The organism is Colwellia sp. MB3u-8 (genome assembly GCF_014076985.1).
GTDB lineage: Bacteria > Pseudomonadota > Gammaproteobacteria > Enterobacterales > Alteromonadaceae > Cognaticolwellia.
This window is the reverse complement of the sequence record NZ_JACGVA010000071.1, coordinates 1-11,735: the sequence shown is the minus strand read 5'-3', so window position 1 is coordinate 11,735 and position 11,735 is coordinate 1. Positions and strand designations below refer to the sequence as shown.

The window sequence follows — 11,735 nt, the reverse complement described above, 5'->3', positions numbered from 1 at the left end:
ATCTAAACAGCTAAGTCTGACCCTTCGATAAAATAAAATGGGTACACCATATTTGTCCGGGTATTAATACTTCTTATGGTGTAATCCAAAAGAATGTCTATTCGACCTTCGTAAAAATCATCAATATTTACTTCTATTGAATTCAGCGTTATGCGAGTTTCAAAAAATAAAATTGCACGCTCTATTAAGTCTTTTATTTCTGTAATAGTGCTTTCAGATATTGATTCAAATATTAAGGTATTTAACGCACAACCAAAGGTTGGATGCATGATTCTTTCGCCTGGCCGTGTAGATAAAAGAATAAGTAAACTTTGACGAATATCATCAGAATACACAGCTAAATTTACCGATTTTTCCAACGCATTAAATGTGGGTGGAAATGACCATCCTTTACCGAGAAACTGTTGTTCTTGATTTGCCATTTGCTATCCTCCAATGATCACTGTGGGTAAACCTAAGGTAATCGTGCCTCCGTGAGCGGTACTGTCACCTATTCTTGCTGATGGCTTTTTACCAATCATGACCGTAGCAGAGCCTTTAATGATAGTATCTGGCGGGCCGACACATATTGCGCTATCACCCAAAACCGCAGCAGGAATACCACCAATTAAAACGGTAGGAACGCCCGGGCCAACAATAGGACCACCAACATGCGGAATAGGTGGTAAACCCGGCGTTACCATTGGGCACACATGAAGATCAGTTAGCCTTGAAGCAGGAGGCATATATATTCCTTTATTACATTACAGTTTAATTAATCATAACCATTGCACCTTTTACGGTGGTTTGTCCTGAGGCTGAAAGTTCAGCGGTTGCATTACCTTGTGCAGTAAAGCCAACATTAGCTTGGTTACTTATGTTTAAACCAGCAGTTGCAACATCCGCTTTAGACGTAATACTAATTTTATCAACCGCATCTAAGGTGATTTTTCCGGTTGCCTTAATAGTGATATCTTTTTGGCTATTTAACGTTATACCACCGGTTTCAAGTGCGATGGAGTTATCATTAACATCGGTCACTTTAATTGATTTATCCTCATCACTAAAAATGAGTGTATTTCCGCCTGGTGTTAAAATAGTGATCACTTTTTTATCATCGTCAAATTCAATTTTATGACCACTTTTGGTCACTAATGCTTTGATGAAATTATCGCTAGTTAAGTCATAAGGAGGAGTATGATTACTGCTATATAAACTCCCCAAAATAACAGGATTTGAAGGGTCATTATTGAAATAGCCAATAACCACTTCGTCTCCAATTTCTGGAATGAAAAAGTTTCCAAAACCAGAAGACGCATAGTATTGAATAAGCCTTGCCCAAACGCCCTCTGTTTCAGCTTGAAGTACCGGAATAGTAACTTGCACCCTATTTTGGCCTTCAGGATCTTCATCAAGTTGTTTTACAATACCAACCATTAAACCATCAACACCTGCCGTTAAACCCGCCGCAGATTCTGCATTAACATTTGTGGTTTCGGTAAACCATGAAGAGTCCATGCCAAACATTATTTCTGTGGTCCAATTGCCATTAATTATTTCATGACGAATGCCGCTAATAAAAACATTACCATTAAAGCGATCACCAACGCCTTTCACTTCAATTTGACCGGCAAGTTTGACTGAGGCGTTACCTTGAAATAGCATTTTTCCACAGATGGTAGATAAATATGATTTTTGCTGCTTAGCTGTTGCCCATTCTTTAAGGGCTGATGCAACCAATGGAACAGTTGTTTGTAATTTAAATATATCTAAACTCATAACTTGAGCTAATGTGTCAGCCGTTAAATTTCCCTGTTTATTGATAGTTACTGGTGTAACAGCTTGTTCTACTACTTTTAGCGTATCTAAATCCCAACCAACAGATTTAACTTGCTTATACACATTTCTAGCATCAACATCTGCTTCAAATTCCATAAGATCAATACCGTAGGTTACTGTTAATAATGGTTCTGAAGTCCCCGAAGGTTTTTTAACTGACACTTTGTTGTCGTCTACCAATACTAATAATCCACTTGATTCAGCTCTTGCTACGATATAATCCCAATCGGTAACATTAAACTGAACCAATTCAGGAAATTGAGTTGTGCTGTCATCGATATCTTTGGTTAAATCAGAATATTGACCAAGAATCAACGTTATAATTTCACTATTTTTCTTATCGACATAATTTGCATTTTTCCGACCTATTGTCATTGCGATGGCAGAATCTCGGCATTCAACCACTAAAGTTGAAGCATTTATGGCGATACTTATTCCATGACGAACAACGATTCCTTCATAAATTTGTTCTTCAGCATCACCATAACCCGCTTTAATCGTTATTTTTTTACCTGGCGCAAATTCATCAGAATCGCTCATTGGAAATTTTTGATTAGGTAAGTCTCCATCTTCAAAAGTTAAAACGGCTGAAGATATTTTATTGATGCATTTTTCAGTCACTATAGAAATTAAATTAAAAGATTCTTTTAGTGCATTTCCTTCACTAAATACTGAGCATTTCACAACGGCTGTTGAATTTAATTGTGGAGAATTAGCCATAAGTTCTATTATCTCAATGGAGGAAAATGAAGAGTTGAACCCGGGGTTAGATGACGAAAATCAATCAATTTATTGATTTTAGCTACCTCTGTATAGTAAGAGCTGTCTTTATAAACTCGATAACAAAGTAAAGGTAATGTGTCACCTGCTTTTACTTCGACTATATGTGATAAATCTGGTGAGGACTTGTTTGCTTTTAGCGCTGCCTCTTCTTTGCTTAAAAAGCCCGTAAAAGACAAATTTACTTTAGCCCTAAGAGGTTCTCCACTCGGTTTAAACAATGTATATTCAACAGACATTGATTCTAAACGCCCGAAAAATTTCAAACTTCCCCATAACAACCTAATTTGATTAGGTTCGTGATTTTCTCCATCATATTTATAAACAATGGTGTTAAGTTGTTCTATTTGTGTTTTTACATCGGGAGAGCCCACACCTGCTATAGGTAAATTAACAACACCGGTGCCATCAATCACCATATTAAAACTAATATTTTCAGGGCTAACAGAGCTAAATTTTGAATCGTTTCCTAATTGACCAAAAGTTTTCTTTTGGCTGTAACAAATAGAATGCTTGTGTGAGTAACTTGAAGGGTTGAGCATAACCTCAAATTTATTATTAACAATTGTAACTGTGCCATTAGTTTCAACTTTACACTCGTTAATTGTTAATTTCTTTTTTAAACCTGTACTTAATCCAGTCACTTAACGTTCCTTTGATTTTTTTAATTCTTCAATGATCATTTTTCGACACTGATTTAATAATTCAGATTTTATAGCGTCCATTTCACAACTAAGGTTTGTTTTTTCACCGGATGACGACTCCTGCTCTTCAGTGTTGTCTTTAACATCTGACTTAATTATTAATTGTTTAACTTCAATACTCATATTTACAACATTCGATTTGAGTAGTTATATCTCAATTCAATTTTTTCTATTGCCACTTCATTTTTTGTAGAATTAAAAGCTTCAACTTCCCAATTAACTGGATATGCATTAGCAAAAGTCCATACTCTATTCGGCATGCCTTTTTCATTCATTAAAAATACAAGTAATGGCATAGGTACAATGGGCAAAATAAAATCAGTTTCTAAAACACTTTTACACCATATAACTAATGGGCTACTTAATTTTGCGACACCACGCTTTAACACTAACTTTGGATGTTTTACTGCCTTAGGTAAATTATGGACATAGCGATTTTCTCCACCTTCTACATATTCTTCATTATCAATTTCTGAACCTATACCTGTTACTTCTTGGAACGAGGTATCTGCAAGTCCTAACGTTGCCGATAAAACAACTTTAAATTGAAATGCTGGTAGCGGATAATCATCCGCTTTTAATATTGAAGGTATCGATGGCATTGATAATTTCATATTGCGTATCCTTTCACATAAAAGTAACCAAGAGACATGGATTCTCTTGGTTACTTTTAGGTACCTATTATGCATTAGCTATAACAACGCCTTCATGAGCAATTTCAATAGACTCAATTGCCGCTTCATTTCCATCAGACTTAAGATCTGTACCGGTAATTTTAGTTGGCCAAGCATTAGCTAATGTCCATACCATTGTTGGAGCACCTGTTTCATCTAAAAGACTGATGGTTACTGGTACTCTTTTAATGGTGTTCATTTTAATTTGGCTAAACCAATCCCAAAATTTATTATCCGATTTAAAGACACCTTTTTTCATCGTAACGTTGCCCGACTTTTGAATACCTGGCATTTTTACTGTTGAAAATTGCTTACTGTCGCCTGCACGATATTCAATTATTTGTGATTCTAAATCTAAACCTGATACTTCTTGAAAAGACATTACTTCAGAATCCCATTTCACTTGAAAATGAAATTTTGGCATTGGCCATACCGTTGTTGATTGTGCGCTTCCATCATCAGCCATTATTTATCTCCTTAACTAAAAATTAATATGTTTGTAAAAAATTAAGATTTTTGCATTTGTTGTTGAAAAGTGATTTCAATAAATTCGGCTGGTCGAGTTATTGCAACCAAAACAGTGACACGTAAAATACCTTCCAAAATATCTTCTGATGTCATAGTTTCCCCCAAACCAGCGTGAACACTAAATGCATCAGTTGGGGAGGCTCCGGCTAAACCACCTCTTTTCCATATGCCTGTTAAAAAGTTACCAATCATACTTTTTATGGTGACCCAGGTTTGTGCGTCATTTGCTTCGAAAACATAGGCTTTAGAGGCAAGTTTTATTGATTGCTCTAGCATGACCATAGTTCTTCTAACATTGATATAACGCCAGTCAAGACTGTTTCCATCTAATGTTCTTGCCCCCCAAACGAGAGTTCCCTCACCAATGAATGAGCGAATGGCGTTAATTGATTTACCATTTACATCTACGTTTAAGTTTTCTTGCTCATCGTGAGAAATTTCAACAGAAGGAGATGTTACCCCGTTAATACTAACGTTTGCAGGAGCTTTCCAAACACCTCTAGAGTTATCTACTAAGGTATATAATCCAGCCATAGCTCCCGAGGGAGGCATTTTATTTAGCGATGCTTTAATCTCCTTAAGGACCATTTTGTATTCATCACTCATGGCTTTGAGGCTTTTATCAAGATCGTTGCTTTTTATATCGTCTTGAGCAACTTCATCATCAACCATACCGTTAACTTTTTCTAATTGTTGGGTTTGCTTGTCTGATAATCCATCTGCTGGAAAATTTAGTTCAGCTTTAATTAACTCTACTAATGCTCCAACACCAATTGCTTTTTCATCTTCTGTACGACTTAAATTTTTAAAGCTTAAATCTGAATCTTGAACAACATTTGTATTAATCCAAGGATAATAAGCGGCGGCAAAATCAAGACCATTAGTTCCTAGATCAGATCTAAAGTTTTTGACACAATCATTATCTTGTTCAGCGGCGTAACCGTCATAAATATCTAACAATGCAAACCGACTTCTCATTATTTGGCCACAATGCATCAACATTGATTGTTGTACATCAATACATTGAGCCGAATCCGCTAACGAGACTGCATCAGGGATAACCACCATAGTTGGCTCTTGTTCTTTAATGAGCTTAGCAACACCAGCTTTTAACTCTGTCGATTTAATTGCTTCTATCGCATCTTCGCCACTTTTATAATTACCTACAGAAACTATGTAACAAGGTCCTCCACCATTTTGGAAGAATAATTGCATACTGTAATAGAGTCGATATGCAGGTGAATATTTAGAATTATCGATGGTGTACTGAGTCTCTCCAATAGTAATATCTGATACTGTTTTTTTACCCGTGCCGTCATCTTTAAATTCATTTAAAACAAATGACGGTTTTGGACCCAAACCAAACATATTATGAAATTCAGCCATGGAGGTAATTCTCGTCGGCTTATTTGATAAAGATTTTTTATCTTTTACCGCTTTTTCGGTGTAACCAATAAACGCAGGTATTGCGGTTGCTACTTCCACAACAGAGTTAGGAAAAGCATTCTTTTCTACGATATAGACACCAGGTGTTTTCATTGTTCCCATCATTATTTCCTTTAATTGTTAAAGGGTTACGAATATTTCCGACACTGCTGTTTGCTTTCCATTCAATACAATCGTATTAACTTGCATTGTTGAAGCGACCGGTAATCTTTTTACTAGAACCCTATTGATATTGTGAGATTTATTCTTTAATTGAAATCGTTGTTCAAATTTCTCTTTAAGTAATATTGGTTTTGAAGACAAGTAAACTACTGACTCTTGTTCTCCAACAACCTCTTTACCTTGATACTGAAAAGTAATCTGGTTATCAGCATCGAGTACAGACAAATTTTCATACTTTTCATGACCAAAAATAAGATATTTCCATAAATTAATTTTTGCATTAAAAGAAATACTATATTCAACTTGTGACTTCATATTTATCAATGAATTATAGTGATTAAGTAAATCCTCTAAAAATATTTTCACAAAGACAATAGGTGTATTTACCCAATCAGAATGGTTAATTACTGTCTTAATATTTTTGTCTGAAAGAGCCATAGGTTTTTCATTTGAAAGGAATTCATTCTGATGTAAAGAATGGCTTTGAGTAAAATCTTTTAATTCATTGTGTACGAAATAGCAGTTTTGATTGGGTACAATAGATGTTGATGTGATTTGATTAAACGAAAACGATTTATCATATAACCTTAATAGTAAAAACGGTTTTTCTAACGGATTTTCATCGTCTGCCTCAAGATTTTTATCCGTATGATATTCTTCAATAATATCTTGAAATATTTCTAAAGTGCGACCTGTTGATAAAACCTGAATTCCAATACTATTATTTTTTACAATAGCATCAGCGTTTTCTAACAACCTTAAAGATTGCGAATCAAACTGATAAGAAAATGACTTAATATAACCATCAATATAATAATTATGCTTGGCCGTTAAAGTAAATAATGATTGGTATTGAATCATTAGCGACCTCCAACTGTTGTTGAAGGTGTATCAGTAGTAATAACTCTGCTAGAGATGTTGTCTGAACTCATAATGACAGTTCGCAATTTATACACAACTGATGGTAAATATTTACCTCCAATCATGCCCCACAAATTACTGAGAGCATCTAATGATAAATTTTCAAACTCTAAAATGAGCTTTTGTATTTGTCTGTTTAAATCTGGAGAATTTTGATGATCAAAAACGGGATGTCCATGAAAATAATTACTCGATGCTGATAATAACTTTAATGCTTCATTATAATTAGAAGCACTAAAATTGGCCGCTAAGACAATGTTCAAATTAATATGAAGAGGCGGTATAACGGCAGCCTGCCCTGAATGGCTAGGCTTAATAAAAGGTTGATTATTGAACGTATAGTCTTTTTCAATATTAAAAAGAAATATAACTATTTTGTTATTGATATTTGCAGGTACAGAACCATCGACATCAATCAAATTTGATACGACGACAATATCTTCGTCTAGATCAAATTGACGTTTTAAGTATTGGTTTAAATAAGTCGCAATGTGCGACAATGCAAGACTGAACAACGCATACACTCCATTCCATAGAATCTCTAATACATCCTGTACTACTTAAACATTAGAAATTTTTCTAAATTTAATTTAGTTACTTCTTCTAAATTTAATTTAGTTACTGTTATTATTTTTATGTCTCTTAAATTTTTTAAGAGACGATACAACTAACCTTAGTAGATAAATTTTTTAATGCTCAAAAATTTATCTACTAAACCAAATCAAAAAACAACCCCCTTATTGCAAACAATAATTACTCTCATTAAAAATAGTTGAGTTACATTTTAATATTAACCGCTTCAATAATAGGGCATGACATATTGTTATGACGCAATCTGAATTGCCAAGCAATTTTGCCTTTTGCAGAGACTCATATACTGATAGAGTCTCGATCAGCCACCTCGAAAGGTTTATCATGTATCTTATTATGATATTTCTTTAATATAGGATGTGATAGCTTCATCCACTATCTACACAAGGGTTATTTTTTTGTAGGTAACAGTGCAGACAAAAACAATGAATAAGCATAAATAACTTAGCTCGCAATAAAACAAAAAAAACACAATAAGTTAATCACAGGCCAATAAAAACGGGACAAAAACATACCAATGCCAACCAATCAAAATACACATACACAAGCAACAATCCTTTGGCACGATTATGAAACCTGGGGGATATCACCAAAATTTGACAAACCCTCTCAGTTTGCCGGTATTCGCACAGATCTAGATTTAAATATTATTGGTGAGCCTGAAATGTTTTATTGCTCACCACCCGCTGATTATCTGCCGCACCCTGAAGCTTGTTTAGTTACGGGTATTACCCCACAAAAGGCTTTGCGAGAAGGCTTAAGTGAGGCTGAATTTGCTGAGCGTATTCACGGACTTTTTTCACAAGCGAACACTTGTGTAGCGGGCTACAACAGTATTCGCTTTGATGACGAGGTAACTCGCTACTTATTCTATCGCAACTTTTACGACCCTTACGCACGTGAGTGGCAAAATGGTAATAGCCGCTGGGACATTATAGATATGGTACGCGCTTGCTATGCCTTGCGCCCTGAAGGTATTGAATGGCCAACCGTTGAACGCGACGGCGAACAAGTGGTTAGTTTTCGTTTAGAGTTGCTAACAAAAGCGAATGGTATTGACCATGAAGCGGCGCATGATGCGATGAGTGACGTATATGCCACTATCGCTATGGCAAAGCTAATTAAAGAAAAGCAGCCAAAGTTATATGACTTTATCTTTAATTTGAAGAACAAAAAGCAAGTGGCTGAGCTAATTGATGTTTACCACATGACCCCCATTGTTCATACCTCAAGTAAAGTCTCTTCTTTACATGGTTGCACTAGCTGGTTTGCGCCGATTTGTTATCACCCTATTAATAAAAATGCCGTAATAGCGGTAGATTTAGCGCTTGACCCATCGCCGTTATTTGCACTGTCTAGTGCAGAAATAAAAGCACGTTTATATACCCGTTATGATGAATTAGCAGAAGATGAATTGCCGATCCCGGTTAAGTTAATTCACTTAAATAAGTGCCCTATTGTCGCGCCAGCAAAAACCTTGTTACCTGAAAATGCCGAACGCTTAAATATTCCTCGCGAGCTTTGTTTAGAGAATCTAAAAAGCCTTAAGCAACATACTGAACTTAGAGATAAATTAACTGATGTTTTTGCCAGTAATGACTTTGGTGATGAACCGGTAGAAGCTGAATTTGCCTTATATGGCGGAAAATTTTTCTCGCATGGCGACAAAGCGCAAATGGATATATTGCACCAACTAGCGCCAGAGCAATTAGGCACACACCCTTTTCAGTTTCAAGATGAGCGATTAAATACCCTGTTGTTTAGTTATCGGGCGCGTAACTTCCCTTATACCCTAGACGACGGCGAGCAACAAAAGTGGCAGGCGCATTGTCAAAATCGTCTTCAGTATGGCACTAAAGGTTTATTGAGCGCTGATGAGTATATGATGAAGTTGGAAAACTTGGCCTTTGAACATGAAAACAACACCGAAAAAATGCAGTTATTAAAAGCCTTGTTTGAATATATCAACAAATAATATTGCTTGAATTGATTATACCGGTTTTATTTATTATCTGGCCTAATTTATCTCTAGCAAAAACAGCCAAATTCAAGGCGTTTATTTTAATAACGCCTTGTGCTGATGGTTAGCGAAATAGCGCTCTAGTGTTAGTGTTAGTGTTAGTGGCTTATTGAAACCAGGTAACACCATCAGAAAATTAGTGAGCTTGGTATTGTTTAATGAAAATTGTTTAATGAAAATAGTTTAATGAAAATAATTCAATGGCTATATACCCGCGCTACTTTTTATCCTTTACTTGGCATTTATGACTTAACTTGCAATGAAATTTTTAAATACAACCGCTGACTTTCGCTGATATTTAAGCGGTTAAAGCCCAGTAAAAATTTTACTCGCATATCAACAGCTATCAGCTAAAGCTAAGCACTCTATCTCTGCTATAAACGTTAACAAATTTAATTTTAATAGGTTGAACAATATGAAAAAAGTTTCTTTTATTGGTTTAGGTGTTATGGGTTTTCCTATGGCGGGCCATTTGCAAAAAGCGGGTTATGAGGTAACTGTTTATAATCGCACGACAACAAAAGCTCAACACTGGGTAGCGCAATATGGCGGAGCCATGGCTAGCACACCAGCAAAAGCGGTGAAAGATAGCGATATTGTTTTCGTTTGTGTCGGTAATGATGATGACTTACGCCAAGTGGTTTTAGGGCCAGAGGGCGTATTTTCAGGCATGAAAACTCAGGCTATTCTTGTTGACCATACCACAGCGTCGGCCACGGTTGCTCGCGAACTCGCTGAACAAGCTACTAAGCTTAATCTAGGGTTTTTAGACGCCCCCGTATCAGGTGGTGAGGCTGGTGCTGTTAATGGCCAATTATCAATTATGGTGGGCGGCGAGCAAAACACATACGCCGCAGCTGAAAGTGCGATGCAATGCTATGCCAAATTTAGTAAATTACTTGGGCCTGTCGGTAGCGGCCAATTGGCAAAAATGATGAATCAAATTTGTATCGCGGGTGTGATACAAGGTTTAGCTGAAGCTTTGCATTTTGGTCAAAACGCTGGGTTAGATTGTCAGCAGGTTGTTGAAGTGATCAGTCAAGGCGCTGCTGGGTCTTGGCAAATGGATAACCGCCATAAAAGCATGTTAAAAGGCGAATATGATTTTGGCTTTGCGGTTGACTGGATGAGAAAAGATCTCGACATTGCCCTAACTGAGGCAAAAAATAATGGCTCTACCCTGCCATTAACTGCGCTAGTAGATCAATTTTATGCCGATGTACAAAAAAATGGTGGTAAACGCTGGGACACCTCAAGCTTATTGACCCGCTTATCATAACTGATCAAGCGATATTTTAACGCTCAGACGAAATTTCACCTGTTGTTTTAAGCGTGATTTTCGTCTTTTTTAGCTGTTTTATAAACTATTGAGTGCCCGCTCGAGCAAACGCTAAACATCAGCCGCTTGCTAGCTATTATTATCCGCTAAATATACTTGCCTGCTAGATGTAAGTGCTGACGCGTGAATCTTGTTAATTTCACGCCTATACTTTATTCTGTTTTTACATTGATCCGACCCGTTGAGTATTATGACTAACGCTATTTACACCTTTGGTGCCAACAATTATAAAAATGAAGCCGTTGATTTTACTAAATATCAAGGTAAAACCCTGTTGATCGTTAACACGGCTAGTGCTTGTGGTTTTACGCCACAATATGCAGGTTTAGAAAAACTATATCAAGAATACAAAGACAAAGGCTTTGAAGTACTGGCTTTTCCTTGTAACCAATTTGGCCAGCAAGAAAAAGCTGAGAACAGTGAAATTAAAAAGTTTTGTGATCTTAACTTTAAGATTTCATTCGACCTGTTCAGTAAAATAGAGGTTAATGGCGATAGCGCTCACCCCTTATATCAGCACCTAAAAAATGCAGCGCCAGGGCTGTTAGGCAGTAAAAGCATCAAATGGAATTTCACAAAATTCTTGGTTAATAATCAAGGTAAAGTGATAAAACGCTATAGCCCAACCACTAAGCCCGCCGATATTGCCAGTGATATCGCGGCAATACTTTAACCAGTTTTAGTCGCCCAGAAAGACCGAGCCTAAGCCTGATAATCAAGCATTGGGCAATTTTTTAATTTTTTAATTTTTT

At 36.3% G+C, this 11,735-nt stretch carries 13 protein-coding genes; 3 read left to right on the top strand and 10 right to left on the bottom strand.

Features of this window, described 5'->3' with window-relative positions; all coding sequences use genetic code 11:
* Nucleotides 1-2: 2 nt before the first annotated feature.
* From H4J54_RS15860 to H4J54_RS15815, 10 genes are all read right to left on the bottom strand, one after another.
* A complete protein-coding gene (locus H4J54_RS15860; RefSeq protein ID WP_182191976.1) occupies nucleotides 3-422 on the bottom strand; it encodes a GPW/gp25 family protein in 420 nt (139 codons plus the stop codon).
* 3 nt (nucleotides 423-425) lie between these two features.
* Nucleotides 426-725: a PAAR domain-containing protein gene (locus tag H4J54_RS15855; protein WP_182191975.1), complete on the bottom strand. Its 300-nt coding sequence runs from the start codon at nucleotides 723-725 to the stop codon at nucleotides 426-428.
* 25 nt (nucleotides 726-750) lie between these two features.
* Entirely contained in the window at nucleotides 751-2,538 is a 1,788-nt protein-coding gene (gene vgrG / locus H4J54_RS15850) for a type VI secretion system tip protein VgrG (RefSeq protein WP_182191974.1), read from the bottom strand.
* 8 nt (nucleotides 2,539-2,546) lie between these two features.
* Nucleotides 2,547-3,242, bottom strand: a complete 696-nt coding sequence (locus H4J54_RS15845) for a peptidoglycan-binding protein (RefSeq protein WP_182191973.1) — start codon at nucleotides 3,240-3,242, stop codon at nucleotides 2,547-2,549.
* Nucleotides 3,243-3,425 (bottom strand): DUF5908 family protein, encoded by a 183-nt coding sequence (locus H4J54_RS15840; protein WP_182191972.1) that lies wholly within the window; start codon nucleotides 3,423-3,425, stop codon nucleotides 3,243-3,245.
* A gap of 2 nt (nucleotides 3,426-3,427) precedes the next feature.
* Nucleotides 3,428-3,916, bottom strand: coding sequence for a phage tail protein (locus H4J54_RS15835; protein ID WP_259366973.1), 489 nt, complete (start codon nucleotides 3,914-3,916; stop codon nucleotides 3,428-3,430).
* A gap of 67 nt (nucleotides 3,917-3,983) precedes the next feature.
* Nucleotides 3,984-4,442: a phage tail protein gene (locus H4J54_RS15830; protein WP_182191971.1), complete on the bottom strand. Its 459-nt coding sequence runs from the start codon at nucleotides 4,440-4,442 to the stop codon at nucleotides 3,984-3,986.
* Between the two features lie 41 nt (nucleotides 4,443-4,483).
* A complete protein-coding gene (locus H4J54_RS15825; RefSeq protein ID WP_259366974.1) occupies nucleotides 4,484-6,055 on the bottom strand; it encodes a phage tail sheath C-terminal domain-containing protein in 1,572 nt (523 codons plus the stop codon).
* Nucleotides 6,056-6,070: 15 nt separating this feature from the next.
* Entirely contained in the window at nucleotides 6,071-6,973 is a 903-nt protein-coding gene (locus tag H4J54_RS15820) for a hypothetical protein (protein ID WP_182191970.1), read from the bottom strand.
* Nucleotides 6,973-7,548, bottom strand: coding sequence for a DUF4255 domain-containing protein (locus H4J54_RS15815; RefSeq protein ID WP_182191969.1), 576 nt, complete (start codon nucleotides 7,546-7,548; stop codon nucleotides 6,973-6,975). Before H4J54_RS15815 ends, H4J54_RS15820 begins: the two co-directional genes overlap by 1 nt.
* Before the next feature lie 593 nt (nucleotides 7,549-8,141).
* Between H4J54_RS15815 and sbcB the strand changes: the two genes are divergently transcribed.
* From sbcB to H4J54_RS15800, 3 genes are all read left to right on the top strand, one after another.
* The gene (sbcB, locus tag H4J54_RS15810; RefSeq protein WP_182191968.1) at nucleotides 8,142-9,599 is read left to right on the top strand and encodes an exodeoxyribonuclease I; all 1,458 of its coding nucleotides are present in this window, start codon (nucleotides 8,142-8,144) and stop codon (nucleotides 9,597-9,599) included.
* 460 nt (nucleotides 9,600-10,059) lie between these two features.
* On the top strand, nucleotides 10,060-10,923 hold the full coding sequence (locus H4J54_RS15805) for an NAD(P)-dependent oxidoreductase (protein WP_182191967.1): 864 nt from the start codon (nucleotides 10,060-10,062) through the stop codon (nucleotides 10,921-10,923).
* Nucleotides 10,924-11,173: 250 nt separating this feature from the next.
* A complete protein-coding gene (locus H4J54_RS15800) occupies nucleotides 11,174-11,656 on the top strand; it encodes a glutathione peroxidase (protein WP_182191966.1) in 483 nt (160 codons plus the stop codon).
* Nucleotides 11,657-11,735 lie beyond the last annotated feature (79 nt).

Bases quoted from the DNA above. Each gene is read 5' to 3' on its own strand.
- H4J54_RS15860 (WP_182191976.1), bottom strand. From the start codon at position 422: ATGGCAAATCAAGAACAACAGTTTCTCGGTAAAGGATGGTCATTTCCA.
- H4J54_RS15855 (WP_182191975.1), bottom strand. From the start codon at position 725: ATGCCTCCTGCTTCAAGGCTAACTGATCTTCATGTGTGCCCAATGGTA.
- vgrG (WP_182191974.1), bottom strand. From the start codon at position 2,538: ATGGCTAATTCTCCACAATTAAATTCAACAGCCGTTGTGAAATGCTCA.
- H4J54_RS15840 (WP_182191972.1), bottom strand. From the start codon at position 3,425: ATGAGTATTGAAGTTAAACAATTAATAATTAAGTCAGATGTTAAAGAC.
- H4J54_RS15835 (WP_259366973.1), bottom strand. From the start codon at position 3,916: ATGAAATTATCAATGCCATCGATACCTTCAATATTAAAAGCGGATGAT.
- H4J54_RS15830 (WP_182191971.1), bottom strand. From the start codon at position 4,442: ATGGCTGATGATGGAAGCGCACAATCAACAACGGTATGGCCAATGCCA.
- H4J54_RS15825 (WP_259366974.1), bottom strand. From the start codon at position 6,055: ATGATGGGAACAATGAAAACACCTGGTGTCTATATCGTAGAAAAGAAT.
- H4J54_RS15820 (WP_182191970.1), bottom strand. From the start codon at position 6,973: ATGATTCAATACCAATCATTATTTACTTTAACGGCCAAGCATAATTAT.
- sbcB (WP_182191968.1), top strand. From the start codon at position 8,142: ATGCCAACCAATCAAAATACACATACACAAGCAACAATCCTTTGGCAC.
- H4J54_RS15805 (WP_182191967.1), top strand. From the start codon at position 10,060: ATGAAAAAAGTTTCTTTTATTGGTTTAGGTGTTATGGGTTTTCCTATG.
- H4J54_RS15800 (WP_182191966.1), top strand. From the start codon at position 11,174: ATGACTAACGCTATTTACACCTTTGGTGCCAACAATTATAAAAATGAA.